This window comes from Sphingomonas sp. MMS24-J45 (genome assembly GCF_044881195.1).
GTDB lineage: Bacteria > Pseudomonadota > Alphaproteobacteria > Sphingomonadales > Sphingomonadaceae > Sphingomonas.
The window spans coordinates 2554055-2580039 of record NZ_CP173255.1 but is presented as its reverse complement, the minus strand read 5'-3'; the positions used below and the strand labels follow the sequence as shown (position 1 = coordinate 2580039).

At 65.6% G+C, this 25985-nt stretch carries 26 protein-coding genes and 1 pseudogene; 23 read left to right on the top strand and 4 right to left on the bottom strand.

The window, feature by feature from the left end; genetic code table 11:
- Nucleotides 1-42: 42 nt before the first annotated feature.
- Both AB5I39_RS12530 and AB5I39_RS12525 read left to right on the top strand, forming a co-directional pair.
- Nucleotides 43-1242, top strand: a complete 1200-nt coding sequence (locus AB5I39_RS12530; RefSeq protein ID WP_404367308.1) for an HD-GYP domain-containing protein — start codon at nucleotides 43-45, stop codon at nucleotides 1240-1242.
- A gap of 217 nt (nucleotides 1243-1459) precedes the next feature.
- Nucleotides 1460-2896 carry a DEAD/DEAH box helicase gene (locus tag AB5I39_RS12525; protein WP_404367305.1) on the top strand — a complete coding sequence of 479 codons (1437 nt, stop codon included), beginning with the start codon at nucleotides 1460-1462 and terminating at the stop codon, nucleotides 2894-2896.
- A gap of 2 nt (nucleotides 2897-2898) precedes the next feature.
- Here AB5I39_RS12525 and AB5I39_RS12520 read toward each other — a convergent pair whose 3' ends face one another.
- A complete protein-coding gene (locus AB5I39_RS12520) occupies nucleotides 2899-3564 on the bottom strand; it encodes a nitroreductase (protein ID WP_404367302.1) in 666 nt (221 codons plus the stop codon).
- A 101-nt stretch (nucleotides 3565-3665) separates the two neighbouring features.
- Between AB5I39_RS12520 and AB5I39_RS12515 the strand changes: the two genes are divergently transcribed.
- From AB5I39_RS12515 to AB5I39_RS12500, 4 genes are all read left to right on the top strand, one after another.
- Complete coding sequence (locus tag AB5I39_RS12515; RefSeq protein ID WP_404367300.1) at nucleotides 3666-4838, top strand: acetyl-CoA C-acetyltransferase; 1173 nt, start codon at nucleotides 3666-3668, stop codon at nucleotides 4836-4838.
- Between the two features lie 137 nt (nucleotides 4839-4975).
- A complete protein-coding gene (locus AB5I39_RS12510) occupies nucleotides 4976-5758 on the top strand; it encodes an SDR family NAD(P)-dependent oxidoreductase (RefSeq protein ID WP_404367297.1) in 783 nt (260 codons plus the stop codon).
- Between the two features lie 119 nt (nucleotides 5759-5877).
- Entirely contained in the window at nucleotides 5878-6387 is a 510-nt protein-coding gene (locus AB5I39_RS12505; protein ID WP_404367294.1) for a DUF1993 domain-containing protein, read from the top strand.
- 8 nt (nucleotides 6388-6395) lie between these two features.
- Nucleotides 6396-6824: an acyl-CoA thioesterase gene (locus AB5I39_RS12500; RefSeq protein ID WP_404367292.1), complete on the top strand. Its 429-nt coding sequence runs from the start codon at nucleotides 6396-6398 to the stop codon at nucleotides 6822-6824.
- A gap of 9 nt (nucleotides 6825-6833) precedes the next feature.
- Here AB5I39_RS12500 and AB5I39_RS12495 read toward each other — a convergent pair whose 3' ends face one another.
- Nucleotides 6834-7214, bottom strand: coding sequence for a PaaI family thioesterase (locus tag AB5I39_RS12495; RefSeq protein WP_404367289.1), 381 nt, complete (start codon nucleotides 7212-7214; stop codon nucleotides 6834-6836).
- On the bottom strand, nucleotides 7211-7663 hold the full coding sequence (locus AB5I39_RS12490; RefSeq protein ID WP_404367286.1) for a PaaI family thioesterase: 453 nt from the start codon (nucleotides 7661-7663) through the stop codon (nucleotides 7211-7213). Before AB5I39_RS12490 ends, AB5I39_RS12495 begins: the two co-directional genes overlap by 4 nt.
- Nucleotides 7664-7802: 139 nt before the next feature.
- Here AB5I39_RS12490 and AB5I39_RS12485 point away from each other — a divergent pair, with 139 nt between their 5' ends.
- From AB5I39_RS12485 to AB5I39_RS12460, 6 genes are read left to right on the top strand one after another with little or no spacing between them, the layout of a single operon-like run.
- Nucleotides 7803-7961, top strand: coding sequence for a hypothetical protein (locus AB5I39_RS12485; protein WP_404367283.1), 159 nt, complete (start codon nucleotides 7803-7805; stop codon nucleotides 7959-7961).
- Nucleotides 7958-8875 (top strand): hypothetical protein, encoded by a 918-nt coding sequence (locus tag AB5I39_RS12480; RefSeq protein WP_404367280.1) that lies wholly within the window; start codon nucleotides 7958-7960, stop codon nucleotides 8873-8875. Before AB5I39_RS12485 ends, AB5I39_RS12480 begins: the two co-directional genes overlap by 4 nt.
- On the top strand, nucleotides 8875-9765 hold the full coding sequence (locus AB5I39_RS12475) for a transposase (RefSeq protein ID WP_404367277.1): 891 nt from the start codon (nucleotides 8875-8877) through the stop codon (nucleotides 9763-9765). The genes AB5I39_RS12480 and AB5I39_RS12475 overlap by 1 nt, the downstream gene beginning before the upstream one ends.
- Nucleotides 9766-9817: 52 nt before the next feature.
- The gene (locus AB5I39_RS12470) at nucleotides 9818-10423 is read left to right on the top strand and encodes a winged helix-turn-helix domain-containing protein (protein WP_404367274.1); all 606 of its coding nucleotides are present in this window, start codon (nucleotides 9818-9820) and stop codon (nucleotides 10421-10423) included.
- 42 nt (nucleotides 10424-10465) lie between these two features.
- The gene (locus AB5I39_RS12465; protein ID WP_404367271.1) at nucleotides 10466-12016 is read left to right on the top strand and encodes an acyl-CoA synthetase; all 1551 of its coding nucleotides are present in this window, start codon (nucleotides 10466-10468) and stop codon (nucleotides 12014-12016) included.
- The gene (locus tag AB5I39_RS12460) at nucleotides 12013-12801 is read left to right on the top strand and encodes a crotonase/enoyl-CoA hydratase family protein (protein ID WP_404367269.1); all 789 of its coding nucleotides are present in this window, start codon (nucleotides 12013-12015) and stop codon (nucleotides 12799-12801) included. Before AB5I39_RS12465 ends, AB5I39_RS12460 begins: the two co-directional genes overlap by 4 nt.
- 125 nt (nucleotides 12802-12926) lie before the next feature.
- Here AB5I39_RS12460 and AB5I39_RS12455 read toward each other — a convergent pair whose 3' ends face one another.
- Nucleotides 12927-14126: a PQQ-dependent sugar dehydrogenase gene (locus AB5I39_RS12455; RefSeq protein ID WP_404367266.1), complete on the bottom strand. Its 1200-nt coding sequence runs from the start codon at nucleotides 14124-14126 to the stop codon at nucleotides 12927-12929.
- Between the two features lie 152 nt (nucleotides 14127-14278).
- Here AB5I39_RS12455 and rimP point away from each other — a divergent pair.
- From rimP to pnp, 11 genes and pseudogenes are all read left to right on the top strand, one after another.
- Nucleotides 14279-14847, top strand: a pseudogene (gene rimP / locus AB5I39_RS12450) (ribosome maturation protein RimP).
- Nucleotides 14847-16445, top strand: coding sequence for a transcription termination factor NusA (gene nusA, locus AB5I39_RS12445; RefSeq protein WP_404367263.1), 1599 nt, complete (start codon nucleotides 14847-14849; stop codon nucleotides 16443-16445). Before rimP ends, nusA begins: the two are co-directional and overlap by 1 nt.
- A complete protein-coding gene (locus tag AB5I39_RS12440) occupies nucleotides 16445-16675 on the top strand; it encodes a 4-oxalocrotonate tautomerase family protein (RefSeq protein WP_404367260.1) in 231 nt (76 codons plus the stop codon). The genes nusA and AB5I39_RS12440 overlap by 1 nt, the downstream gene beginning before the upstream one ends.
- A gap of 67 nt (nucleotides 16676-16742) precedes the next feature.
- The gene (locus tag AB5I39_RS12435) at nucleotides 16743-17471 is read left to right on the top strand and encodes a DUF448 domain-containing protein (protein ID WP_404367257.1); all 729 of its coding nucleotides are present in this window, start codon (nucleotides 16743-16745) and stop codon (nucleotides 17469-17471) included.
- A complete protein-coding gene (gene infB / locus AB5I39_RS12430) occupies nucleotides 17468-20185 on the top strand; it encodes a translation initiation factor IF-2 (RefSeq protein WP_404367254.1) in 2718 nt (905 codons plus the stop codon). Before AB5I39_RS12435 ends, infB begins: the two co-directional genes overlap by 4 nt.
- Before the next feature lie 173 nt (nucleotides 20186-20358).
- Nucleotides 20359-20754: a 30S ribosome-binding factor RbfA gene (gene rbfA / locus AB5I39_RS12425; RefSeq protein WP_404367251.1), complete on the top strand. Its 396-nt coding sequence runs from the start codon at nucleotides 20359-20361 to the stop codon at nucleotides 20752-20754.
- Between the two features lie 50 nt (nucleotides 20755-20804).
- Complete coding sequence (locus AB5I39_RS12420; RefSeq protein WP_404367248.1) at nucleotides 20805-21386, top strand: thymidine kinase; 582 nt, start codon at nucleotides 20805-20807, stop codon at nucleotides 21384-21386.
- A 14-nt stretch (nucleotides 21387-21400) separates the two neighbouring features.
- Nucleotides 21401-22099 carry a site-2 protease family protein gene (locus AB5I39_RS12415; RefSeq protein WP_404367245.1) on the top strand — a complete coding sequence of 233 codons (699 nt, stop codon included), beginning with the start codon at nucleotides 21401-21403 and terminating at the stop codon, nucleotides 22097-22099.
- Nucleotides 22096-23022, top strand: a complete 927-nt coding sequence (gene truB, locus AB5I39_RS12410) for a tRNA pseudouridine(55) synthase TruB (RefSeq protein WP_404367243.1) — start codon at nucleotides 22096-22098, stop codon at nucleotides 23020-23022. Before AB5I39_RS12415 ends, truB begins: the two co-directional genes overlap by 4 nt.
- Before the next feature lie 20 nt (nucleotides 23023-23042).
- Nucleotides 23043-23312 carry a 30S ribosomal protein S15 gene (gene rpsO, locus AB5I39_RS12405; protein WP_404367240.1) on the top strand — a complete coding sequence of 90 codons (270 nt, stop codon included), beginning with the start codon at nucleotides 23043-23045 and terminating at the stop codon, nucleotides 23310-23312.
- A 173-nt stretch (nucleotides 23313-23485) separates the two neighbouring features.
- A complete protein-coding gene (gene pnp, locus AB5I39_RS12400) occupies nucleotides 23486-25867 on the top strand; it encodes a polyribonucleotide nucleotidyltransferase (RefSeq protein WP_404367238.1) in 2382 nt (793 codons plus the stop codon).
- Nucleotides 25868-25985 lie beyond the last annotated feature (118 nt).

The window sequence follows — 25985 nt, the reverse complement described above, 5'->3', positions numbered from 1 at the left end:
GGCTCCGCAGGCGCAGGCGGCGGAGATCGGGGGCCTGGGGCGATGCTGAAGCGCATTCCCGTCGCCGAAGTGAAGCTCGGCATGTATATTCATGCGATCGAAGGACCGTGGCTGGCGCAGCCGTTCTGGCGCCCCCGTTTCCGCCTGACCAGCATCGATCAGCTTACCGAATTACGCCAAAGCTCGGTAAAGGCCGTGGTGGTCGATCTGGCGCGCAGCAACACGCCGCCCAAAGCCGACATGGCGACGCGCGTACGCCGCGCACAGACCCGTGCCGCAATCGAACGCCGCGCCGCCGATTTCCGCGCCGCACGCCACCTGACCAATGATGCGCGCACGGTGATGAAGGCAGCCTTCGAAGCCACCCAGCGCGGCGAAATCCCGAATGCCGACGAAATCGACGGGGTGGTGCAGTCGATCAGACAGGCGCTCGACCGCAACCGGTCGATGCTGCTCGGCATGATGCGGCTGAAGAAGAGCGATTCCTACACCTATTTCCACTCGGTCGCGGTGGGCACGTTGATGATCAACTTCGCGCGCGAGCTCGGGCTGCCCGACGAAGAGGTGCGGATGATGGGCCTGGGCGGCCTGTTCCACGACATCGGCAAGATCCGCATCGCGAAAACCGTGCTCAACAAACCCGGCAAGTTGAGTGCCGAGGAATGGGACGAAATGCGGCGGCACCCCGCGATGGGCCATGCCCTGCTCGAGGAAGCCGACGTCCCCGCCACTGCGCTCGACGTGTGCCTGCATCATCATGAGAAAATGGACGGGACCGGCTATCCCTTCGGCCTGACCGGCGATCAGATCAGCCTGGCGGCGCGGATGGGCGCAATCTGCGACATCTATGACGCGCTCACCTCCGAACGGCCGTACAAGGCCGCGTGCGCGCCAGTCGCGGCCGTCGCGGCGATGGCGAGCTGGGCCGGGCATCTCGACCCCGATCTGTTGTTCGTCTTCATGAAAAGCATCTGCGTCTTCCCGGTGGGGATGCTGGTGCGCCTGCGCTCCGGGCACCTCGCGATGATCCGCGACAATGGCCGCCAGACCGCGCGCGCACGGCTGTCCGTGTTCTACGACATTGCCGAGCAGCGCTTGTTGCCCCCGTCCGAGCTGTTTCTCTCGGACATCGATGTCAGCACGGCAATGCTGGAGTCGCCCGATCCACTGACCTACGGCCTGGACAATTGGCCGACGATCAAGGAAGCGTTGCTGGAAGGGCATGATCCGTCCGCGCCGTGACGCGGCAGCCGCAACCTTGACTTTTCGGCGCGCGCTGCGTATCTACGCCGCATCGAGGCGTCATGCAGCGTGATTAGGCATGCCCATAACCGGCAGCCCTAGCTCCGCCTCGGTCGTTGTTTAACGGACTTCCCTTTTCACGCGGGGTGTCATCCTCCCCCCGCCATCCGTGCGTCGATGACGCGCGTCCATGGCCTATGCAATGGACTGAACCACTATGACTTTCGCACATCTCGGCCTGGCAGAGCCGCTCGTCCGCGCGCTCGAAGCAAAGGGCTATACCACCCCCACCCCGATCCAGAAGCAATCCATCCCGATCCTGCTCGAAGGCAAGGATCTGCTCGGCATCGCGCAGACCGGCACCGGCAAGACGGCGGCCTTCGTACTCCCGTCGATCCAGCATCTGGTCAATGCCGAGAAGCGCGTGCTGCCGACGCATTGCCGGATGCTCGTGCTCGCGCCGACGCGCGAACTGGCCAGCCAGATCGCCGAGAGCGCGCGCGAATACGGCAAATTCTCCAAGATGTCGGTCGCGACCGTGTTCGGCGGCACCAGCATCAACAAGAACCGCCAGGACATGGCGCGCGGCGTTGACATTCTCGTCGCCACGCCCGGCCGTTTGCTCGACCTGATCGAACAACGTTTCGTCAGCCTCGCGATGCTCGAAATCCTCGTGCTCGACGAAGCCGACCAGATGCTCGACCTGGGCTTCATCCACGCGCTTCGCAAGATCGTGAAGATGTTGCCGCGCCAGCGCCAGACGCTGTTCTTCTCGGCGACCATGCCGAATGCGATCCGCGAACTGGCTAACCAGTTCCTGAACGATCCGCAGACCGTCAAGGTCGCGCCGGTTTCCAGCACGGCCGAGCGCGTCGAACAGAAGGTCGTGTTCATCAACCAGAGCGAAAAGCAGGCGATGCTGACGATCCTGCTGCGCGACGAAGCGATCGATCGCGCGCTGGTCTTCACCCGCACCAAGCATGGTGCCGACCGCGTCGTGAAGCTGCTGGCGGCAAACGGCATCGTGTCGAACGCGATTCATGGCAACAAGAGCCAGCCGCAGCGCGAACGCGCGCTTGCCGAGTTCAAGTCGGGCAAGGCCAAGGTTCTGGTCGCGACCGACATCGCCGCACGCGGCATCGACGTGTCGGGCGTGTCCCACGTGTTCAACTTCGAGCTGCCCAACGTGCCCGAGCAGTACGTCCACCGCATCGGCCGCACCGCGCGTGCGGGCGCGAGCGGCATCGCGATCAGCTTCTGCGCTGATGACGAGCGGAGCTACCTGCGCGACATCGAAAAGCTGACGCGCGTGAAGCCCGACATGCTGCCACTGCCCGAAGGCTTCATGGCCGAAGCGGCACGGATCAAGGCAGCACGTCCGGCGGGGTCCGACACGTTCGAGCGTCGCGACGATTCGGGCCGTCACCGTGCGCCGCCCAAGGCGACGCACGCCGCGCGCCCGACCGGCGAACGTCCGGCTGGCGGCGGGCGTCCGTTCAACGCCGGCGGCGCAGCGCGTCCGGCCGGTGGTGGTCGTCCGGGTGGTCAGGGTCGCCCCGGCGGTCAAGGTCGGCCCGGCCAGGGCCGTCCGGGCGGCAATGGCGGTCGTGGCCAGCAAGGCGGCGGCGGTCGCCGTTCGCCTGCGGCTGGCTGAACCTAGCCTCTAAACGTCAACCACTCCCCCTCAGGAGCCCGTGCACTGCGCAAGCGGTTCGCGGGCTCTTCGGTGTCTTCGAACCCGATCGCCATCCCGCAGAACAGCATCCGCTCGGGCGGAATCTCGATCGCCGCGCCGACCGTCTCCGGGTACATCGCCCAACATTCCTGCGCGCAGGTGGCGAGCCCCGCCTCGACCGCGAGCAGCATCACGTTCTGCAAATACATGCCGAGGTCAGCCCATTGCGGCGGGCCCATCCGCCGATCGACCGTGCAGAACAAGGCGGCGGGCGCGCCGAAGAACTGGAAATTGCGCGCAAACCACATCCGCCGCGCATCCTTGTCTTCGCGTGGGATGCCAATCTCGGCGTACATCGCTTCCCCCACGCCGAAGCGCCGGTCGCGATACGGCGCCACCAGCTCCTTGGGATATATATCGTAAGCGGGCGTCTCGCTCTCTCCGCGCCACAGTTTCGCGGCAATCGCCGCCTTCAATGTGGCCAGCGGCTCCCCGGTCACCACGTCGATATGCCAGGGCTGTAAGTTGCCCCCGGTTGCTGCGCGCGCCGCCTTGGTCACGATGCCGCGCAACACCGCTGGATCGACCGGATCGGCGCGATAGCCCCGGACCGATCGGCGTGCCGCAATCGCTTCGCTGACGTTCATGCAATCTCGCCTTTCGATCCTCGGGTACGCCAATCCACCTTGCCCAACGCCTCGGTTCGCGGCAAGAGGTTGCAAACAACAACCGATCTGGAGAGTCGAGCATGGCCGAAGCCTATATCGTGGACGCAGTCCGTACCGCCGGTGGCAAACGTGGCGGCAAGCTGGCCGGGACCCACCCGGTCGACATGGCAGCCCATGTGCTCGACGCGATCGTCGCACGCACCGGTATCGACGGCGCAGCGGTTGACGACGTTATTATGGGCTGCGTCATGCAGGGCGGTCAGCAGGCCGGACAGATCGGCCGCAACGCCGTGCTCGCTGCCAAGAATCTGCCCGACAGCGTCCCCGCCGTCTCGATCGATCGCCAGTGCGGATCCTCGCAACAGGCGATGCAGTTCGCCGCTCAAGCCGTCATGTCGGGCACGCAGGACATCGTCATCGCAGCGGGCGTGGAGAGCATGACGCGCGTCCCGATGGGATCGACCGCGACGCTGTTCATGAAAGAGGGCCTGGGCAATTACAAATCGCCGCGGCTCGAAGAAAAATACCCCGGCATCATGTTCAGCCAGTTCATGGGCGCCGAAATGATCGTCAAGAAGCACGGGTTCAACCGCGAGCAGCTCGACACCTTCGCGCTCGAAAGCCACCGCCGCGCGATCGCCGCGACCGAGCGTGGTGCCTTCGCTGATGAAATTGTCGCGATCGATGTAGAGACGCCCGAAGGCACGATCTCGCACGCTACTGACGAAGGCATCCGCTTCGATGCGACGCTCGAAAGCATCAGCTCGGTCAAACTATTGCAAGAGGGCGGCAGCATCTCCGCCGCCAACGCCAGCCAGATTTGCGATGGCGCGAGCGCGGTGATGATTGTCAGCGAGGCGGCGCTAAAGGCGCACAACCTCACCCCACTGGCGCGGATCGTCAATCTGACCGTAACCGGCGGCGACCCGGTCATCATGCTCGAAGAACCCCTGTTCGCGACCGACCGCGCCCTCCAGCGTGCAGGCATGAAGATCGACGAGATCGACCTGTACGAAGTCAACGAAGCGTTCGCGCCGGTGCCGCTCGCTTGGCTCAAGCACACCGGTGGCGATCACGCGAAGCTCAACGTCAACGGTGGCGCGATCGCGCTCGGCCATCCGCTGGGGGCTTCGGGCACGAAGCTGATGGCGACCTTGGTCCATGCGCTGAAAGCATCGGGCGGGCGCTATGGCCTGCAGACGATGTGCGAAGGCGGCGGCATCGCCAACGTCACGATCATCGAGCGGCTTTAAACACTACCGTCACCCCGGCCTTGTGCCGGGGTCCACCGGGCAACGGGCTCGGGCATCGCAGTTATAAGCACCGTCGTCCAAGCGGCCGGGTGGACCCCGGCACAAGGCCGGGGTGACGATTTTAGAGGGGAAAGTCCATGAACATCGATTCCACCACCGCAGCCGTCGTCACCGGCGGAGCCTCCGGCCTGGGTGCCGCGACGGCGCGCGCGCTCGCCGCGAAGGGCGCCAAGGTCGCGATCTTCGATCTTCAGGTCGAAAAGGGCGAAGCGCTCGCGGCCGAAATCGGCGGCATCTTCTGCGAAGTGAACGTCACCTCCGAAGAATTGGTCGACGCCGGCTTCGCGAAGGCGCGCGCTGCCAATGGCCAGGAGGCCGTGCTCGTCTGCTGCGCCGGCACCGGCAATGCCATGAAGACCGCGAGTCGCTCCAAGGAGGACGGGAGCATCAAGCATTTCAGCCTCGCGGCGTTCGACTGGCTCATCCAGATCAATCTGGTCGGCACGTTCCGTTGCGTCGCCAAGTCAGCCGCTGGCATGTTGACACTCGAGCCCGGCACCGACGGCGAACGCGGCGCGATCGTGATGACGGCATCGGTCGCCGCCGAGGACGGCCAGATCGGCCAAGCGGCCTATTCGGCGTCGAAGGGCGGCGTGGTCGGCATGACCTTGCCGATCGCGCGCGATTTGATGGGCGAAGGCATCCGCATCAATACGATCCTGCCCGGCATCTTCGAAACCCCGCTGATGCAGGGCGCGCCGCAGCAAGTGAAGGACAACCTCGCCGCCTCGGTCCCCTTCCCCAAGCGGCTCGGTAATCCGGCGGAATATGCGCATCTGGCGCTGACGATGCTTGAGAACTCGTACTTCAACGGCGAGGACGTGCGCTTGGACGGCGCGATCCGCATGGCGCCTCGGTGACGCGTCGGCGGTGGCGCGCACGCTGAGCGCCGACTCGCCCTAGCGCGGCCGACGGGCATCAACCCGTCGACGACCCGGGATCTACTCCCGGGTCGCGCCCCTCGATCGAAAGCTTCCCCATGACCACCACCCTCTTTACCTTTGTTGACCTGTTCCGCCGCCATCTCGACACCACCGCGCACCTGCTCGCCAAGGGCAGCGCCTTCGCCACCGAGAAGGGCATCGCTGAGGCAGACATGCTCGGCTGGCGGCTTGCCGAGGACATGCACCCGCTGTCGTTTCAAGCGATGGTGGTGATCAACTTCTCGCAATCGTGGATCGCCCGCGGGATCGACGTGGCGATCCCCGATCCGGTGACAGCCGACCTCGACGTCGCAGGCTATCAGGCCGCGATCGTAGGCGCCAAAACGTGGCTCGCAGCGCTGACGCCCGAGCAGTTCGCCGGTCGCGATGACGTACCGGTCACCGCACAGGTGGGGCCGACCATGACGCCGACGCTTCCCGCCGGGCACTGGATCACCGTGTTCGCGGCGACCAACATCGCCTTCCACGCCAACATGGTTTACGCGATCCTGCGGTCGAACGGCGTGCCACTCGGCAAGCTGGACGTCTTCCCGACCGGCCTGTAGTCGGACGCATGGCCAAACCCGAACCCTGGCGGACCGACCCCGCATCCTATCCGCACAGCGAGTCGATCCAGACGCGCTTTCAGGATCTCGACGTGCTCGGTCATATCAACAATGTCGCGATGGCGGCCTTGTTCGAAAGCGGGCGGGTGCGCTTCAACCGGTCGATGAACCTGGCTGGGTGGGCCGGGCATCGCTGGCTCGTCGCCAAGGTCGAGATCAATTATCTGAGCGAAAGCTTCTTCCCCGCCGATATCGAGATTGCGACCGGAATCGGCGACATCGGCAATCGTAGCTGGCATATTTTGTCAGCAGCATTCCAGAAAGGCGAATGCGTCGCCACCTGCGACGTGGTGATCGTGATGAGTGCGAGTGGTGGCATCACCACCCTGCCCGACGATTTCCGCGCCGGGTTGGAGGCGCACAAAGTCCGCCGATAAACGGTCGGTTCACCCCCGCACGATCAGATAGTTCATCCGCGCCGCCGCGATCGGCTTGGCGGGATCGTCCTGCCACGCGATCGCCTCGACATTGGCGACACGTCCACCGAGCCGGGTGACGCTACCGCGTGCAAAGGTCGGCTTTTCGCGCCCGCCGCGCATGAAATCGACGGTGACGTTGATCGGCTTGATCTGCCCGCCACCATCGGCCGCGAGCGCATGACGTAAAGCGACGATCGCCGCCATTTCGAGCAATCCGCCGATCGCGCCGCCGTGCAGATAGCCCGGCCGTCCGAGCACGGTGTCGGCACTCGGCATCGTCAGCAGCGTGGGATCGTCGCCAGGGACCGGCTCGATTCCAAGCAGTTGGGCGTAGGGCGGTAAGGTCATGCGCCCGCTCCAGCGGGCGCGTCGGTGAACATGAAGGTGCCCGCGACATGCGCGAGCGGATCGGCCGGGTCGCCGTCATGCGCTTGCCCCCGCACGAACGAGATCGACCGCGTGATGCGATAGCATTCGCCGCGCCCGAACACCGCCTTGCCCGGCGTTGCGGGGCGCAGATAATCGATCCGCAGATCAAGCGTCGCGTGCGGGCGAAAGCGGCCGAGCCGAGTCCACACCGCGAGGCTTGTCGCCATGTCCATCATCGTCAAGATCGGGCCGGAGGCGAGCACGCCGCTGTCAGGATCGCCAATCAATTCAGCACGATAGGGCAAATGCAGCTCGACCCAATCGGGACCGTGCGCGTGATGGGTCAGGCCCAGCAAGCCGCCATGCCCGCCAACGCCGTGGCGCAGGAAACGGTGCGGATCGAAGGCGGGAGGCTGATCGGGAAACATGTCGCCTCTCGTACCGCAATGCAGCATCGGTGCAAGAGTGGCGGTGCGCAGCCAATGTTACAGCGATTTAACTAAGCAGCGGCGGGGTACCCGGATTAGCCTCGAACGCGCGGAATCACCCGCATCCTGGGGGCAGCCGATGGATATTTTCAGCATCGATATCAATCACATCGTCGATCTGACGACACAAGTGGGGACGAGCGGCGCGATCCGGTCGCTTGAAATGGTTGGCGACGATGTGTTCGATTACATCATCGGCGTCGCGATCCTGATTTATGAGGTGCATCCCTTCGTATGACGGGACCGCCCGACCGGGCTGCGCTGGAGGCAGCGGCGGGGAGGTCTTTTGCTGCTGCCGTCGCGTTCCGGGCGAGCGCGCCGTATCGCGGATTGGAGCTTTTGTTCGCCGAAGTTGCAATCGAGCGTGCGATTTCGACCCTGATGAGCGATGACGGCTGGGTCGGCGAATTGATCGCGCCGCTGATCGCCGCATTGGCCGATGATCCGTGGTTCGAACCGCCGTTTCGCGTCGCGCGGGATGGGTTGCGGATCGGGACGGTGCTGTTCGAAAATGCCGAGGTCTCGATCGCGGCGACGGTGCTGTCCGCCGACGCGCTCGCCGCCGTGCCGCCGCCGCGAACGGTGGTGGTGCCGGGACGGGTGACGGTGACGCGCTATGTCCGATCGGGTGGCGCGCGAATGCGGCTGTGGCAGGCCGAGGAGATGCGCGCGGATTTTTCCGCGGCGACCGCCAAGCCTTGTGTAGCGCTGCCCGATCGGCACCTGACCGACGGCGAAATCGGGCGGATCGACGGGCGGACGCACGGACACATTCTGGCCGATGCGACCAGCGATGTCGTGACGCTGAGCGCGACGCTCCGCGCGGAGACGATTCCGTACGCGCGCGAATATGCGATCGACACCGGCGCGCTCGTGCGGGTCGCGACCAACGACGACCGCGCGGCGCGGACGCAGATGCTGCTGGCCTATCTACGGCTGGCCGGGCGGCGGGGCAGCGGCGCGTGCTTTGCCGCCGCGACGCGCGACCCGGCGTTCTTCCTGCGCTGGGCGGCGATGCGCGAATGGCTGGCGAGCGATGCGCGGGCCGCCCTGCCCCGGTTGCGCGAGATGGCGGAGGGCGATCCCAACGAAGAGGTGCGCGGGGCGGCGGGGGCGACGCTCGCGATGATCGAACAGCGGTTGGCCGCCTGATGCCGCGGGTGATCGATCCGGGACACGGTGACGCGATCGGGCTGGACGATCTGGCCGAGGCGCTCGACGCCAGCGCGTTCGATCCGCGTGACGAGGGCTCGCTCGCGGAACTTGGGCCACTGCTCGCGCGGCTGGGGCGCAATCGCAGCTTCCTCGCCGATCTCGTCATCGCGGAACTGGAGGATCGTTGTTCGGGCCAGTCGGCGGGCAATGCATATGGCGCGCAAGTCTTCATGCTGCGGCCGCCCAATGGCCGCTACGTGCTGCGCGCAAACTTCTGGCCCGCGCGGGCCGATGCGGTGGTGCGGGCGAGCGGCACTGCGCCGTTCTTCTACGACATGCCGCACGACCATAATTTCTCGTTCCTGACGGTCGGCTATCAGGGGCCGGGCTATTGGAGCGATTATTACGAGTATGACGTGGACGCGATCGTGGGCGTACCCGGCGAACACGCTGGCCTGCGCTTCATCGAGCGGTCACGGCTGGAGGAGGGCAAGGTCTTGCTCTACCGCGCGCGGCGCGACGTGCATGTACAATTGCCGCCCGACAGCCTGTCGGTATCGCTCAACATCCTGACCTTCGACCGGGCGCAGCCGTGGTGCGACCAGTTCCGCTTCGACGTGGCGGCGGGCACGATCGCCGAGGGGCTGACAACCGCACCGTCCGAGGCGCTGGTGGCGCTGGCGGTGCATTATGGCGGGGAGGTCGGGCGCGGTCTGGCGGAGGAACTGGCGGGGCGGCATCCCGCACCGAGGATGCGGCTGACCGCACTCCGCGCGCTGGCCTCGTGCAAGGCAGGGACGGCGCGGCGCCGCGCGGTGCTGGAACGCGGGATCGACGATCCGGACCCCTATGTTGCGGGGGGCGCCCGCGCGCTACTCGATCCATAACGGACTCATAACACGCCATTTACGCATCAAGCTCGCGGTATAGCGTTGGATTGTGGAACCCGTCGTCGCTTTCGGAACCGTACGCCCTGGGCTTTCCGCAGAAATCGCCAAGCGCGGTCTGCATCTGGTTTCGACCAGTCAGCGCGTTCGCGCGGGCTTGCGCTTCGTGGGGAGCGATGCGGCCTGGGCGAATGCCGTGCCCGCTATACCCACGCTGCACGTCGTGCGCGGCGGGGACGCCGCCGTCGCAGCGGCGATCGATGCGGGCGCGGACGACGCCGTGGCCGTGTCGGCAAGTGACGGGTTGATCGCGGCGCGGCTGGCGGCGCTGGTGCGGCGCCTGCCCGCCGCGCTGCGGCTAGGGCCGCTGCTGATCGACCGAGTCGAGCGATCCGCGATGCGCGACGGGCGAGCGCTCGGCCTGCTGCCGCGCGAGTACCGCCTGCTCCTCCATCTCGCCGAACAGGCCGGGCAGATCGTGTCACAGGATGCGCTGCTGAGCGCCGTATGGGGCCTGCGGTTTCATCCCGGCACCAACTTGGTCGCCGCGCACGTCTCGCGGCTCCGGGCGAAGCTCGACCGCGACTTCGACCAGGCGATGCTCCATACCGAAAAGGGGCTTGGCTACCGGCTTGCCGTGCCCGAAACGCGCGGCTAGCATCGGGTTGCAAAACGAAACCAAAAGCCTGGAGAGGCCACCATGTCGCACCCGAGCATCCATGCGCGGACCGATCCCGCAAAGCCCGCGCTGATCGTCGCGGAAACCGGCGAGACGATCAGCTTTGCCCAACTCGACGCGCGGTCGAACCGCGCCGCCCACCTGTTCCGCACGCGCGGATTGGTGGCGGGCGATACGATCGCGCTGATGCTGGAGAACACGCCCGAATTCTATGACATCGCCTGGGGCGCACAGCGTGCCGGGCTGTTCTTCGTGTGCATCTCGACCAAGCTGACCGCCGCCGAACTCGACTATATCGTCAGCGATTCCGGCGCGAAGATGCTGATCGTTTCGGCCAGCCTGACCGGCAGCGCAGATAGCGTAAGCGCCGAGACGCTGCGCTTCGTGGTCGGCGGTCAGGTGCCGGGCTGGGAAAGCTGGGACGATGCGGTCGCCGCCCTGCCGAATACGCCGATCGGGGACGAACGCGCCGGGATCGACATGCTCTATTCCTCCGGCACGACCGGGCGACCCAAGGGTGTGCGCGTCGCGCTGCCCGAAGACCCCGATATGGCCGCGCCGACGGTGCTGATGATGCTTGCGCGTGGGCTGTATGGCCTCGGGCCGGACAGCATCTATCTCAGCCCCGCGCCGCTCTACCACGCAGCGCCCTTGCGCTGGTCGATGACAGTCCAGCGGCTTGGCGGGACGGTGGTGATGCTGCAGCATTTCGACCCCGAGACGGCGCTCGCCGCGATCGAGCGCTACCGCGTCAACGCCAGCCAATGGGTGCCGACGCATTTCGTGCGGATGTTGAAGCTCGATGCCGCCGCGCGGGCGCGGCACGATCTGTCTAGCCTGAAGGTCGCGATTCACGCCGCCGCGCCCTGCCCGGTACCGGTCAAAGAGGCGATGATCGAATGGTGGGGGCCGGTGCTGTACGAATATTATGCCGGGTCCGAAGGCAATGGCCTGACCACGATCGATTCCGCGCAGTGGCTGGAGCATAAGGGTTCGGTCGGCAAGGCGGCGTATGGCGTGCTGCACATCTGTGGCGAGGATGGCAGCGAGCTGCCGCAGGGCGAGGAAGGCCTGGTCTATTTCGAAGGCGGCGGCGCGTTCGAATATCATAACGATCCGGCCAAGACGGCGGAGGCGCGCAACGCGCTCGGCTGGTCGACGCTCGGCGATATCGGGCGGATCGACGCGGACGGCTATCTGTATCTGACCGACCGCAAGAGCTTCATGATCATCTCCGGCGGCGTGAATATCTATCCGCAGGAAATCGAGAACCGGCTGATCACCCATCCGCGCGTGGCGGACGTTGCGGTGATCGGCGCACCCTGCCCCGAAATGGGCGAGCGCGTCGTCGCGGTGGTGCAGCCGGTCGACATGGCCGAAGCGGGCGAGGCACTGGCCAGCGAACTTACCGCTTGGTGCCGCGCCGAACTGTCGGGGGTGAAGACGCCCCGCCAGATCGATTTCAGCGCCGAATTACCGCGGCACGCCACCGGAAAATTGTATAAGCGCCTGCTGCGAGATCAATATTGGGCTAAGCCAGCAGAGGCTGGGGCCGGGAGTAAAGTCGCATGAACGACCGCGTATCGATTACCGTCACCGATCATATCGCCGACGTGCGGCTGACGCGCGCAGACAAGATGAACGCGATCGACCCGGCGATGTTCGAGGGGATCGGCGAAGCGATCGACGCTTTGCACCCGCGCAAGGATGTGCGCTGCGTCGTGCTGTCGGGCGAAGGCAAGGCGTTCTGCGCCGGGCTCGACATGGCGAGCATGGCGGGCGGCGGATCGGGCCTGTCGCGCGTCGACCGCAACGAGCAGGGATCGATCCTGCCGCAGCATGTCACCTGGGGCTGGCGCAACCTGCCGATGCCGGTGATCGCGGCGGTCCACGGTGTCGCGTTCGGCGGCGGGTTTCAGATCATGTCGGGCGCCGACATCCGCATCGCCGCGCCGACCACGCGCTTTGCGATCCGCGAGAGTTACTGGGGGCTGGTGCCCGATATGGCAGGCTTTCCGATCTGGCGCGGGTTGGTGCGCGACGATGTGTTGCGCGAACTGGTCTATACCGCGCGCGAATTCGATGCGACGGAGGCGCTGCACCACGGCTTCATCACGCGCATCGCGGAGGACCCGCACGCCGCCGCGATGGCGCTGGCGCGCGACATTGCCGCGAGGAGCCCCAATGCGATTCGCGGCGCCAAGCGGCTGTGCAACATGGCGCACGATGCCGATCCGCTGACGATGCTGGAGGCGGAGACGCGGGAGCAGATCGCGGTGATCGGCCAGCCGCCGATGATGGAACAGGTCGCGGCGAACATGCAGAAGCGGGCTGCGGTGTTCGGGGACGCGGATTAAGGGTTTCGCGCCGGGCGACGAACACACCCTCCGTTCGCCCTTAGCTTGTCGAAGGGCAGCTGCCCCCTCGCGCGGGGGCTGCAGGGCTGCGACAGGCTCAGCCCGAACGGGATTTGGTTACGACCCTAGCGCTTCGGCGTCAGCCGCAGCAGCGCGCCTTCGTCCTCGATCAGCCAGATCGCGCCGTCGGGGGCCTGCGCCACGTCGCGGACGCGCGCGCCCATCGACCATTGCTCGACCGCCTTGGCCGTGTCGCCATTCACCGCAACACGAATCAGCGCCTGACCGCCAAGCGCGCCAATGAACAAATTGCCGCGATACTGGGGAAACATCGCGCCCGAATAGGCGATCATGCCGCCGGGTGAAATCGACGGGTTCCACCACAGTTTCGGTGCTTCGAGGTCGGGGCGGCTGGGGTGATCGGGGATCATCTGGCCCGAATAATTGTCGCCGTTGGAGACGATCGGCCAGCCGTAATTCTTGCCCGGCAGGATCAGGTTGAGCTCATCGCCGCCGCGCGGGCCCATCTCCTCTTCCCACAGCCGACCGTCGGCGGTGAAGGCGAGGCCGTAGGGGTTGCGGTGGCCGGTACTCCACGTCTCGGCGCGCGCGCCGCCGGCCTTGTACATCGGGTTGCCGGGCCATGCCTTGCCGTCGAGAGTCAGGCGCAGAATCTTGCCGAGCCGCTGCCCGGGGTCTTGCGCAGGCGTGAAGCGCTGGCGTTCGCCCGACGACAGGAACAGGGATTTGCCATCGGGCGCGAAGACGATGTTCGCGCCGAACTGCCCGCCGACGCCGTTCATGCCGGAGCGCCAGAGGACGCGCAGACCCTCCAGCGAGGCTTGCGGCGGGCATGGCGCGCGGACGCACTGGACCTGCGTGATTTTCAGCGTCGCGTGAGCCAGCGCCAGCGCCGCGCCATCCTTGCCGGGCTCGGAGTAGGTCAGATATACGCCGCGATCGCGCGCGAAGCCGGGGGCGAGCGCCACGTCGAGCAAGCCGCCCTGATCGACCACCGCAACGCGCGGCACGCCGCCAACATTCGCCACCGCGCCATCGGTCCAGCGCAGCTTCAGCACCCCGGCCTTTTCCGTCACCAGCGCAGCGCCATTGGGCAGGATCGCCAGCGCGAAGGGTTCGGTGAACGTCCCGATCTTGGTCATGGTGAAAGGGGGCGGGGTTTCGCGCAGGTTCGCGCGACCGGTGGTCGCGGGGACGTTCTTCACCGTCGCCTCCGGCGCGTTGCGCGGCAGTTTCTGCGGCCCTTGCGCCGAACAGGCGGTGCCCGCCAGCAAGGCGGCGGCGAATACGAAACGACCGAACATCAACTTCTCCCGGACTGGCCTCTGCTGCGCCCAACGCCCCATGATATTGCATGGTTGCCAGCCGACCGCGAGCGGCCTATATCGCGATCACTCTCTACATCGTTACGGTGAAGAGGCTGGAGCCACCCGGTTCCGGCACCGAGGACCAGTGCTTGCAACAAACGCCCGATCTCACCGCGATCATCGCGCCCGAAGCCGAAGCGCTCGGCTTTGATCTCGTGCGCGTGAAGCTGTTCGGCGGCAAGGGCGATTTGACCTTGCAAGTGATGGCCGAGCGGCCCGACACGCGGCAGCTGACGATCGACGATTGCGCCGAACTGTCGCGCCGCATCTCGGACGTGCTCGACCAGCTCGAAGCCGAGGGGCGCGACCCGATCACCGAGGAATACCGCCTCGAAGTGTCGTCGCCGGGGATCGACCGTCCGTTGACGCGGCTCAAGGATTTCATCGATTGGGAAGGCCATGAAGCGCGCATCGCGCTCGCCGCGCCGATCGACGGACGCAAGGTGCTGACCGGCTTGTTGAAGGGTGTCGAGGGCGACCTGATCCGCATCTATGTCGCGACCAAGGGCGAGATGGACGTGCCCTTTTCCGCCGTCGGCACGGCCAAACTGCTGCTGACCGACGCGCTGATCGCGGCGACGCGCCCCTCTCGATGGAGGGGATAGACGAAATTGAAGACGAACCGGCCGACAGTGCCGCTGAAGAGGAAACCAACTGATGGCCACCGCAGGGAATACCGGCGTCACCGCCAACCGCGCCGAACTGATCGCGATTGCGAACGCCGTTGCATCGGAAAAGATGATCGACAAGGCGATCGTGATCGAGGCGATGGAGGACGCGATTCAGCGCGCCGCCAAGGCCCGCTACGGCGCCGAAAACGACATCCGCGCGAAGCTCGATCCGAACACCGGCGACCTCCGCCTGTGGCGCGTCGTCGAAGTGGTCGAGGCGGTCGATGACTATTTCAAGCAGGTGAACCTGAAGGAAGCGCAGAAGCTCCAGAAGGGCGCGGAAGTCGGCGACTATATCGTCGATCCGCTGCCCCCGATCGAATTCGGCCGCATCGCAGCCCAAGCCGCCAAGCAGGTCATCTTCCAGAAGGTCCGCGACGCCGAGCGCGAGCGCCAGCATGAAGAATTCAAGGACCGCATGGGTGAGATCATCACCGGTGTGGTCAAGCGCGTCGAGTTCGGTCACGTCGTCGTCGACCTGGGCCGCGCCGAAGGCGTCATCCGCCGCGATCAGCAGATCCCGCGCGAAGTGGTGCGCGTCAACGACCGCATCCGTTCGCTGATCCTCAACGTGCGCCGTGAAAACCGCGGGCCGCAGATCTTCCTCAGCCGCGCGCACCCCGATTTCATGAAGAAGCTGTTCGCGCAGGAAGTGCCCGAAATCTACGACGGCATCATCGAGATCAAGGCCGCTGCCCGGGATCCGGGTTCGCGCGCCAAGATCGGTGTCATCAGCCATGACAGCTCGATCGACCCGGTCGGCGCGTGCGTCGGCATGAAGGGCAGCCGCGTTCAGGCCGTCGTACAGGAAATGCAGGGCGAAAAGATCGACATCATCCCCTGGTCGCCCGACACCGCGACCTTCGTCGTCAACGCGCTGCAGCCGGCGTCGGTCAGCCGCGTCGTGATTGACGAGGAAGAAGATCGCATCGAAGTCGTCGTTCCCGACGATCAGCTCAGCCTCGCGATCGGCCGTCGTGGCCAGAACGTGCGTCTGGCGTCGCAGCTCACCGGCAAGGCGATCGACATCCTCACCGAGGCCGATGCCAGCGAGAAGCGCCAGAAGGAATTCGCCGAGCGCACCGAAATGTTCCAGACCGAGCTCGACGTCGATGAGACGCTGGCGCAGCTGCTGGTCGCCGAAGGCTTCGGCGCGCTGGAAGAAGTGGCCTATGTCGAGGTCGACGAAATCGCCTCGATCGAAGGTTTTGACGACGATCTCGCCGCCGAGCTGCAGAGCCGCGCTGCCGAGGCGCTCGAGCGCCGCGAAGCCGCCAATCGTGAGGAACGCCGCGCGATGGGCGTCGAGGATGCGCTGGCCGAACTGCCGCACCTCAACGAAGCGATGCTGGTCACGCTCGGCAAGGCCGGGATCAAGACGCTCGACGATCTCGCCGATCTGGCGACCGACGAGCTGATCCAGAAGAAGCGCCAGGAACAGCGCCGCCGCGCCGAGGGCACCGAGCCCAACAAGCGTCCCGAGGACAAGGGCGGCGTGCTCGGCGAATATGGCCTGACCGAAGCGCAGGGCAATGAGATCATCATGGCCGCGCGCGCGCACTGGTTCGAGGATGAGCAGGCCTGATGCCCTTCGTCTCGATCCGCATCTCCGGCACCGCCACGAAGGAGCAGAAGTCTGCAATCGTGGCGGACGTCACCCAGTCGCTCGTCGAGCGGCTGGGCAAGAACCCGGCTGCGGTGCAGATCGTGATCGAGGAAGTCTCGACGGAAAATTACGGTGCGGGTGGGATGCTGATCGTCGACCGCGATGCGCCTAAAGTGCAGGAGGACGCTAATGCGGAATCCTCGCAATGAGACGCTAGGCGCTCAGGCAAAGCAAGGCGGGCGCTCGCTCCCCCTCCCTTCCAGGGAGGGCAGGACTATGAACGCGCCCGACCCGATCCGTCGCTGCATCCTGCTGGGTGAGCGCGCGCCGCGTGATTCGCTGATTCGACTGGCGCTGTCGCCCGATGGCGCGGTGTTCCCGGATGTGCGTGCCAAGGCACCGGGCCGCGGCGCCTGGATCGGCGTCACCCGCGCCGAGCTTGAGACCGCGATCGCCAAGGGCAAGCTGAAAGCTGCCCTCGCGCGCGCGTTCAAGACCGGGACGATTGCGATTCCCGACGATCTGCCCGCGATGACCGGCAGCGCACTCGAACGCGCGGTGCTCGACCGGCTGGGGCTGGAGGCGCGCACCGGCAATCTGCTGACGGGTGCCGAAAAAATCGAGGCGGCGGCGCGATCGGGCAAGCTGCATCTGCTGCTCCACGCAAGCGATGCGGGCAGCGACGGCAATCGCAAGCTCGACCAGGCGTGGCGCGTCGGCAATGACGAAGAAGGCAGCACGCTCAGGGGGTTGGCACTGCCAGTGCCGCGCACCATATTGGCCGTGGCACTGGGTCGGCAGAATGTGGTACATATCGGCCTGACAGAGCGCGATGCGGCGCGGCGGGTGAGCGAAACGCTGACCCGCTGGCTGCATTTCATCGGATCCCATCCCGCCCTTGAGTCTTGCGAAACCGTTTCGCAGGGCGCATCGGCGCTTCAAAATACCACGAGCGGAACTGGCAAGCCGGGCGCGGACGACGACACATGCGAGGAACTTGAGTGAGCGACACCGACAACGAAAAGCCGAAACTCGGAATGCGCCAGCCCTTGGGGCTGAAGCGCACGGTCGAGACCGGCAAGGTAAAGCAGAGCTTCAGCCACGGGCGGTCGAACACCGTCGTGGTCGAAGTGAAGCGGCGCCGCATCCTCGGCCCCGGTGGTCCGGCCGAAGCGCCCGTGGTGGAAGCGGCCCCTGCCCCCGCGCCCGTCGCCGAGGCACCGCGCCCGGCCCCGCCGCCCGCAGCCGCCCCCGTCTCGCCCGGCAATTCGCTGCTCTCCCGCCAGGAGCTGCAGGCCAAGCTGCTGCGCGAAGCCGAGGAAGCGCGGATGAACGCGCTGGAGGAAACGCGTCGCCGCGAGGAGCGCGAGCGTCTCGAAGCGCAAGAGGAAGAGCGTCGCCGCGCCGAGGAGAATCGCCGCGCCGGTGATGCGCCCGACAGCCCAGCCGCGCCCGATCCCGCGCCGCAGCCCGCCCCTGAGCCGGCCACCGAAGCGGCTGCTCCGGTTGCCGCGGCACCTGTCGCTGCGCCCGCCGCAGCGCCAGCACCGGCGCCTGCTCCGGTTCCGACACCCCCTCCGCCGCCACCGCCGATCCTGACGCTGGGTCTCGATCCGTCGCTGCCCGCGCCGCGCATGTTCTCGCCGGTCCCACGGCCCGAGCGGCCCCGCCCGGCGCCGCCACCGCCCGCGCCCGAGCCAACGCCCGAGACGAGCACGCCCGCCAGCAGCGGCGCGCCGAAGCGTCCCGCGATCGGCGTCTCCGCGCCGGTTTCGACCGATTCGCCTTCACGGCCGGGTCAGCGCGATCGCAAGGGCGACGAGCGTCGCGGCGGCAAGCTGACCGTCAACCGTGCGCTCAACGATGGCGACGGCGCGCGTGCGCGCAGTCTCGCCGCGCTGAAGCGGGCGCGTGAGAAGGAAAACCGCCGGATGGGCGGGCCGCGCGAAGTGCAGCCCAAGCAAGTCCGCGACGTCGTCGTGCCGGAAGCGATCACCGTCCAGGAACTCGCCAACCGCATGGCGGAAAAGGGCGCCGACCTGGTCAAGACGCTGTTCAAGATGGGCATGCCCGTCACGATGACGCAGACGATCGACCAGGACACGGCCGAACTGCTCGTCACCGAATTCGGCCACAACATCGTCCGCGTATCGGATTCGGACGTCGACCTGACCAACGACACGAATGAGGATCACGACGAGAATGCGGTTCCGCGTCCGCCGGTCGTGACGATCATGGGCCATGTCGATCACGGCAAGACCTCGCTGCTCGACGCGCTGCGCGGTACCGACGTGGTGCGCGGCGAGGCCGGCGGCATCACGCAGCATATCGGCGCGTATCAGGTGACGTTGAAGGACAAGTCGAAGATCACCTTCCTCGACACGCCCGGCCACGAAGCCTTTACCGAAATGCGGCAGCGCGGTGCCAACGTCACCGACATCGTCGTGCTGGTGGTCGCTGCCGATGACAGCATCAAGCCGCAGACGGTGGAAGCGATCAACCACACCCGCGCGGCGGGCGTGCCGATGATCGTCGCGATCAACAAGGTCGACAAGCACGACGCCAATCCGCAGAAGGTCCGCGAGGCGCTGCTTCAGTATGAAGTCGTGGTCGAGGAACTGTCGGGTGACGTACAGGACGTCGAAGTCTCGGCGCTCAAGAAGACCGGGCTCGACGAGCTGATCGAGAAGATTCAGCTGCAGGCCGAATTGCTCGAACTGAAGGCCAACCCGGATCGCTCGGCCGAAGGCACCGTGATCGAGGCCAAGCTCGACAAGGGCCGTGGTCCGGTCGCGACCGTGCTGGTCAACCGCGGTACGCTCAAGGTTGGCGACATCTTCGTCGTCGGCGCCGAGAGCGGCAAGGTCCGCGCGATGACCAACGACAAGGGCCAGCAGATCAAGGAAGCTGGTCCCTCGATGCCGGTCGAAGTGCTGGGTCTGTCGGGCGTACCGCGTGCGGGTGATCCGCTGTCGGTGGTCGAGAACGAGGCGCGTGCGCGCGAAGTGGCGGAATATCGCCAGGGCGTGATGACCAGCAAGCGCACCGGTGGTGGTCCTGCCAGCCTTGAGAGCATGTTCAGTGCTTTGAAGGAAAAGCAGGCGATCGAATATCCGCTGGTGGTGAAGGCCGACACGCAAGGTTCGGTCGAGGCGATCGTGAATGCGATCAACAAGATCTCGACCGATCTGATCAAGGCGCGCGTGCTGCATTCGGGCGTCGGCGGCATTACCGAGAGCGACGTGACGCTCGCGGGGGCCAGCGGCGCGCCGATCATCGGCTTCAACGTGCGTCCCAACGCCAAGGCGCGCGAGATTGCCGAGCGGCACAAGGTTGCGTTCAAATATTATGACGTGATCTACACGCTGACCGACGAAATCCGCGCCGGCATGGCGGGCGAGCTTGGCCCCGAGGCGTTCGAAACGGTCGTCGGCCGCGCCGAAATCCGCGAGGTCTTCTCGGCCGGCAAGCATGGCAAGGCGGCGGGTCTGCTCGTCACCGAAGGTAACATCCGCAAGGCGCTCAAGGCGCGCATCACCCGGGCCGATGTCATCATCTACCAGGGCGAGATCGCCTCGCTGCGTCGTTTCAAGGACGATGTGGCCGAGGTCCGCGCGGGTCTGGAGTGCGGGGTGACCTTCACGCAGAACTTCGTCGACATCAAACCGGGCGACTTCCTGGAGACGTTCGAAGTCGAACTGCGCGACCGGACGCTGTAAATGCCAAAAGACCGGGGAAGGTGGCTAAAACCGTCGCAATCCCCGGCCACTAGGCGCAGGCGCGTGTGGAAAAGCGTGTGGCAGGGCATCGACGGCGGTTTCACCGTCGCGTGCCTGCCTTCGCTCCTTATGCTGCTTGTGTCCCCCGCTCTCATCGCTTGGTACTTCCGCATATGAGCCGCCCAACCGAAACCCCCGAAACCCGCTCGGTCCGCCTGCTCCGCGTGGGCGAACAGATGCGCCATGTCATTAGCGACATCCTCGCGCGCGGCGATGTGCATGACGAGACGCTCGCCAAGCATCCGGTGACGATCACCGAAGTGCGCATGTCGCCCGATCTGCGCCACGCCACCGTGTTCGTGAAGCCGCTGCTCGGCCGCGACGAGGAGGCAGTGCTCAAGGCGCTGCGCACCAACACCGCCTATCTGCAGCGCGAAGCCGCCGCGCGCGTGCAGATGAAATATGCCGCCAAGCTGAAGTTCCTGGCGGACGAGAGCTTCGACGAAGGCAGCCATATCGACACGCTGCTCCGCGCACCGCATGTGGCGCAGGATCTGGGCGACGACTGAGCGCGGCACCGCCATCCTCGCGACTGGGACATGGCTCACTGGATGATCTGATGGCCAAGCTCTATTTCTACTACGCGTCGATGAACGCGGGCAAATCGACCAACCTCTTGCAGGCCGATTTCAACTATCGCGAGCGCGGGATGCGGACTGTGCTGTTCACCGCCGCGATCGATGATCGCTTTGCGGCGGGCAGGATCGCGTCGCGGATCGGGCTCGATACACCTGCTTTGGCGTTCGATCGCGCGACCGATCTGGTCGCGAGCGTGCTGGCGACCGGCGAGTCCAAACCCGCCTGCGTGCTGGTCGACGAAGCGCAATTCCTGACCGGGGCGCAGGTCGATCAGCTCGCCACGCTGGCCGATGTGCATAACGTGCCGGTGCTCGCTTACGGGCTGCGGACGGATTTCCTCGGAAATCTGTTCGAGGGGTCGGCACGGTTGCTGGCCATTGCGGATTCGCTGATCGAGATAAAATCGGTCTGCGAATGCGGGCGCAAGGCGACGATGAATTTGCGCGTCGACGCATCGGGGCGCGCGGTCGCGGCGGGCGCGCAGACCGAGATTGGCGGCAACGACCTGTACATTGCGCTATGCCGTCGCCATTTCAGCGAGAAGCTGGCTGAAGCCAGCTGAAGCGAACGGAACCCATGACCGACCTCCCCTTGTCCTACACCATCGCGGTGTGGCTCATCCCTCTCGTCATCGCGATCGTCTTCCATGAAGTGGCGCACGGTTATGTCGCGCGACTGTTCGGCGATCATACCGCCGAGCGGATGGGGCGGCTGACGCTCAACCCGATCCGGCATGTCGATCCGGTCGGCACGGTGGTGCTGCCGATGGTACTGGCGATCGCGCACGCGCCGATCTTCGGCTGGGCGAAGCCGGTGCCGGTCGAGGGGCGCAATCTGCGCAACCCGCGCCGCGACATGATCTTCGTTGCGCTGGCCGGGCCGGGGACGAATTTCGTGCTGGCGACGCTGACGGCGTTGCTGCTCGCGGCGTTCTTTTCGGGTAGCGTGCCACCCGACGATGCGCTCTACACGGCGTCTGGCTTTGCGTTCCTGTCGCTGCTGAGCTTTCTGCAGGTCAATGTGTTCCTTGGCGTGTTCAACCTGATCCCGTTGCCGCCGTTCGATGGCGGGCACGTCGTGCAGGGGCTGTTGCCACGCGCCGCGGCGGTCCAATACGCCAAGCTCGCGCGCTTCGGTTTTCCGGTGCTGCTGATCCTGCTGTTCGTGCTGCCGATGCTCAGCCCGCAGCTCGATATCGTCCGGCGTTTGATCGGGCCGATCGCCAATGCGGTGTTCGAAATCTTCCTCGGCATCGCGCAGCTCACGGGATTGTGAGCGGGGTGCATGGCTGGCTGATCCTCGACAAGCCGCTGGGCTTGGGTTCGACGCAGGGCGTGTCGGCGGTGAAGCGCGCTTTGCGCGACGCCGGGTTCGACGTGAGCAAGCGCGGGATCAAGGTCGGGCATGGCGGTACTCTCGATCCGCTGGCGACCGGCGTGCTGCCGATCGCGCTCGGCGAGGCGACCAAGCTTGCCGGGCGAATGCTCGACAGCGACAAGGTGTATGATTTCACGATCGGGTTCGGGGTGGAGACGGACACGCTCGATCTTGAGGGCAAGGTGGTGGCCGAGAGCGCGGTGCGGCCGACCTTGGCGCAGGTCGAGGCGGTGCTGCCGCGCTTTACTGGGCCGATCGAGCAAGTGCCGCCCGCTTATTCCGCGCTGAAGGTGGATGGCGCGCGGGCCTATGATCTGGCGCGCGCGGGTGATGACGTGGTGCTGGCGGGGCGGTCGGTGACGATCCACGCGTTGCACCCGCACCATTGGGACATGCCCAACAACCCCGAGCAGTTGTTCGAGGAGATCACCCTCACCGCCCACGTCTCCAAGGGCACCTATATCCGCAGCCTCGCGCGCGACATCGCGATCGCGCTTGGGACGGTGGGGCACGTGACCTATCTGCGCCGCACCAAGGCCGGTCCCTTTACGCTCGAAAACGCGATATCGCTGGACAAATTGGCGGAACTAGGTAAGGCCCGCGCCCTTGAAGACAAACTCCTGCCGTTGAGGGCGGGGCTGGACGACATCCCGGCTCTACCCCTCTCCCCCGATCAGGCAGGGCTGCTCCGACAGGGGCGGGTGTTGATCGGGATCGCTGCCAACGATGGCCACTACTTTGCGACGTCGGACGATGTTCCGGTTGCGCTGGTGGAGGTTCAGGACCGCGAGGTCCGCGTCGTTCGCGGTTTCAATCTGTAGTCGATGTCGAAGGAAAACACATGACGATCACCACGGAGCGCAAGAACGCGCTCGTCAAGGAACATGGCCGCGTCGAAGGCGACACCGGCAGCCCCGAAGTCCAGATCGCGATCCTCACCGAGCGCATTCGCAACCTGACCGAGCATTTCAAGGGCCACAAGAAGGACAATCACTCGCGCCGCGGTCTGCTGATGATGGTCAACAAGCGGCGCTCGCTGCTGGACTATCTCCGCCACAAGGACGGCCAGCGCTACACCGATCTCATCGCAAAGTTGGGCTTGCGCAAGTAACCCAACCAAAACCGAAACGGCGCCCTCGTGGCGCCGTTTTCACATTCCTCTTTCGCCAGCCTGCAATTCGGCAATCTGGCCAAGGAAGCCACGAAGGGCTTCACACCGCGCGGACCGGCTAGTCCGCACATAGGCCCCGTCGGCATCTGGCCGGCGGCGTTGAAGGAAATACGATGTTCGATATCAAAACCGTAAGCACCCAATGGGGTGGCAAGACCCTGACCCTGGAAACCGGCCGCGTTGCGCGTCAGGCTGATGGCGCCGTGATGGCGACGCTCGGCGAGACCGTGGTGCTGTGCGCCGTGACCGCCGCCAAGTCGGTGAAGGAAGGTCAGGATTTCTTCCCGCTGACCGTGCACTATCAGGAAAAGTATAGCGCAGCCGGCCGCATCCCCGGTGGCTTCTTCAAGCGTGAGCGTGGCGCGACCGAAAAGGAAACGCTGACCAGCCGCCTGATCGACCGCCCGATCCGCCCGCTGTTCCCCGAAGGTTTCTACAACGAAATCAACGTGATCTGCCAGGTCCTCAGCTATGACGGCGAGAATGAGCCCGACATGCTGGCGATGGTCGCCGCATCGGCTGCGCTCACCATTTCGGGCGTGCCGTTCATGGGTCCGATCGGCGCGGCACGCGTCGGTTACATCGACGGCGAATACATCCTCAATCCGACCGTCGAACAGATCAAGTCGGGCGATCTCGACCTGGTCGTGGCTGCGACTGGCGATGCCGTGATGATGGTCGAATCCGAAGCCAAGGAGCTTTCGGAAGAAGTCATGCTCGGCGCGGTGCAGTTCGCGCACAAGGCGTGCCGCGAAGCCGCCAACCTGATCATCGATCTGGCCGAGCAGGCTGCCAAGGATCCGTGGGAAATGGCCGCTCAGGCTGACCTGTCGGCTGCCAAGGACAAGCTGAAGAAGCTGATCGGCAAGGACATTGCCGCCGCGTACAAGGTGACCGACAAGTCCGAGCGTTCGAACCTGCTCAACGCCGCGCGCACCAAGGCGAAGGAAGCCTTTGCCGATGCCGCACCGCAGGACCAGATGGCCGCGCAGAAGCTCGTCAAGAAGCTGGAAGCCGAAATCGTTCGTGGCGCAATCCTGAAGGACGGCCAGCGTATCGACGGCCGTACCACCACGCAGATCCGTCCGATCGAGGCGATGGTCCACTTCCTGCCGCGCGCGCACGGTTCGGCGCTGTTCACCCGCGGTGAAACGCAGGCGATCTGCACGACCACGCTCGGCACCAAGGATGCGGAGCAGATGATCGATGGCCTGACCGGCCTGTCCTACGAAAACTTCATGCTGCACTATAACTTCCCGCCTTACTCGGTCGGTGAAGTCGGCCGCTTCGGGGCTCCGGGCCGTCGTGAAGTCGGCCACGGCAAGCTCGCCTGGCGCGCGCTGCATCCGGTGCTGCCGTCGAAGGACGAGTTCCCCTACACGATCCGCGTCCTGTCGGACATCACCGAGAGCAACGGCTCGTCGTCGATGGCGACGGTGTGCGGCGGTTCGCTGTCGATGATGGACGCTGGTGTGCCGTTGAAGCGTCCGGTTTCGGGCATCGCCATGGGCCTGATCCTGGAAGGCAAGAATTTCGCGATCCTCAGCGACATCCTGGGCGACGAAGATCACCTGGGCGACATGGACTTCAAGGTCGCCGGCACGTCCGAAGGCATCACCACGATGCAGATGGATATCAAGGTTGCGGGCATCACCGACGAGATCATGCGCGTTGCGCTCGCACAGGCCAAGGAAGGCCGCGCGCATATCCTCGGCGAAATGTCCAAGGCGCTCGACCACACGCGTGAGGAACTCTCGGCGCACGCACCGCGCATCGAAACCCTCACGATCGACAAGAGCAAGATCCGCGACGTGATTGGCACGGGCGGCAAGGTGATCCGCGAGATCGTCGCGACGACCGGTGCCAAGGTCGACATCGACGACGAAGGCGTGATCAAGGTCTCGTCGTCCGACACCGCGCAGATCGAAGCCGCGATCAAGTGGATCAAGGGCATCGTCGAGGAAGCCGAAGTCGGCAAGGTCTATGACGGCAAGGTCGTCAACCTGGTGGATTTCGGGGCGTTCGTGAACTTCATGGGTGGCAAGGACGGCCTCGTCCACGTGTCCGAAATCAAGAACGAGCGCGTCGAGAAGGTCTCCGACGTGCTGAGCGAAGGCCAGGCCGTGAAGGTCAAGGTCCTCGAAATCGATCCGCGCGGGAAGGTTCGCCTGTCGATGCGCGTCGTCGATCAGGAAACCGGTGCCGAGCTGGAAGACACCCGCCCGGCGCGCGAACCGCGTGAAGGCGGCGATCGTGGTCCGCGTGGTCCGCGTCGTGATAGTGACGGCGGGCGTGGCCCTCGTGGCGAAGGTCGCGGCGATGGCGGCGGTCGTGGTGACCGCGGTCCGCGTCGTGATGGCGATGGCGGCCGTGGTCCCCGTCGTGACGGCGGTTCGGGCGGCGAGCGCGCACCCCGCGCCGAGCGTTCGGGCGGCAACGATGACGGCCCGGCGCCGGAATTCGCGCCTGCCTTCCTGACGGGTGATCGCGACTAAAAAGCGGCACGAAAGTTTCGGAAGAGGATGGGGCTCGCGGCGACGCGGGCCCCTTTTCCTTGCGCGCTTAACCTCGTTGATTGGCAATCCGCCGACCGCGCGGCAAACCGCTTGCCAG

What these genes read in the sequence shown, in the direction of transcription:
- AB5I39_RS12530 (WP_404367308.1), top strand. Translation starts at nt 43, where the DNA reads ATGCTGAAGCGCATTCCCGTCGCCGAAGTGAAGCTCGGCATGTATATT.
- AB5I39_RS12525 (WP_404367305.1), top strand. Translation starts at nt 1,460, where the DNA reads ATGACTTTCGCACATCTCGGCCTGGCAGAGCCGCTCGTCCGCGCGCTC.
- AB5I39_RS12520 (WP_404367302.1), bottom strand. Translation starts at nt 3,564, where the DNA reads ATGAACGTCAGCGAAGCGATTGCGGCACGCCGATCGGTCCGGGGCTAT.
- AB5I39_RS12515 (WP_404367300.1), top strand. Translation starts at nt 3,666, where the DNA reads ATGGCCGAAGCCTATATCGTGGACGCAGTCCGTACCGCCGGTGGCAAA.
- AB5I39_RS12510 (WP_404367297.1), top strand. Translation starts at nt 4,976, where the DNA reads ATGAACATCGATTCCACCACCGCAGCCGTCGTCACCGGCGGAGCCTCC.
- AB5I39_RS12505 (WP_404367294.1), top strand. Translation starts at nt 5,878, where the DNA reads ATGACCACCACCCTCTTTACCTTTGTTGACCTGTTCCGCCGCCATCTC.
- AB5I39_RS12500 (WP_404367292.1), top strand. Translation starts at nt 6,396, where the DNA reads ATGGCCAAACCCGAACCCTGGCGGACCGACCCCGCATCCTATCCGCAC.
- AB5I39_RS12495 (WP_404367289.1), bottom strand. Translation starts at nt 7,214, where the DNA reads ATGACCTTACCGCCCTACGCCCAACTGCTTGGAATCGAGCCGGTCCCT.
- AB5I39_RS12490 (WP_404367286.1), bottom strand. Translation starts at nt 7,663, where the DNA reads ATGTTTCCCGATCAGCCTCCCGCCTTCGATCCGCACCGTTTCCTGCGC.
- AB5I39_RS12485 (WP_404367283.1), top strand. Translation starts at nt 7,803, where the DNA reads ATGGATATTTTCAGCATCGATATCAATCACATCGTCGATCTGACGACA.
- AB5I39_RS12480 (WP_404367280.1), top strand. Translation starts at nt 7,958, where the DNA reads ATGACGGGACCGCCCGACCGGGCTGCGCTGGAGGCAGCGGCGGGGAGG.
- AB5I39_RS12475 (WP_404367277.1), top strand. Translation starts at nt 8,875, where the DNA reads ATGCCGCGGGTGATCGATCCGGGACACGGTGACGCGATCGGGCTGGAC.
- AB5I39_RS12465 (WP_404367271.1), top strand. Translation starts at nt 10,466, where the DNA reads ATGTCGCACCCGAGCATCCATGCGCGGACCGATCCCGCAAAGCCCGCG.
- AB5I39_RS12460 (WP_404367269.1), top strand. Translation starts at nt 12,013, where the DNA reads ATGAACGACCGCGTATCGATTACCGTCACCGATCATATCGCCGACGTG.
- AB5I39_RS12455 (WP_404367266.1), bottom strand. Translation starts at nt 14,126, where the DNA reads ATGTTCGGTCGTTTCGTATTCGCCGCCGCCTTGCTGGCGGGCACCGCC.
- nusA (WP_404367263.1), top strand. Translation starts at nt 14,847, where the DNA reads ATGGCCACCGCAGGGAATACCGGCGTCACCGCCAACCGCGCCGAACTG.
- AB5I39_RS12440 (WP_404367260.1), top strand. Translation starts at nt 16,445, where the DNA reads ATGCCCTTCGTCTCGATCCGCATCTCCGGCACCGCCACGAAGGAGCAG.
- AB5I39_RS12435 (WP_404367257.1), top strand. Translation starts at nt 16,743, where the DNA reads ATGAACGCGCCCGACCCGATCCGTCGCTGCATCCTGCTGGGTGAGCGC.
- rbfA (WP_404367251.1), top strand. Translation starts at nt 20,359, where the DNA reads ATGAGCCGCCCAACCGAAACCCCCGAAACCCGCTCGGTCCGCCTGCTC.
- AB5I39_RS12420 (WP_404367248.1), top strand. Translation starts at nt 20,805, where the DNA reads ATGGCCAAGCTCTATTTCTACTACGCGTCGATGAACGCGGGCAAATCG.
- AB5I39_RS12415 (WP_404367245.1), top strand. Translation starts at nt 21,401, where the DNA reads ATGACCGACCTCCCCTTGTCCTACACCATCGCGGTGTGGCTCATCCCT.
- rpsO (WP_404367240.1), top strand. Translation starts at nt 23,043, where the DNA reads ATGACGATCACCACGGAGCGCAAGAACGCGCTCGTCAAGGAACATGGC.
- pnp (WP_404367238.1), top strand. Translation starts at nt 23,486, where the DNA reads ATGTTCGATATCAAAACCGTAAGCACCCAATGGGGTGGCAAGACCCTG.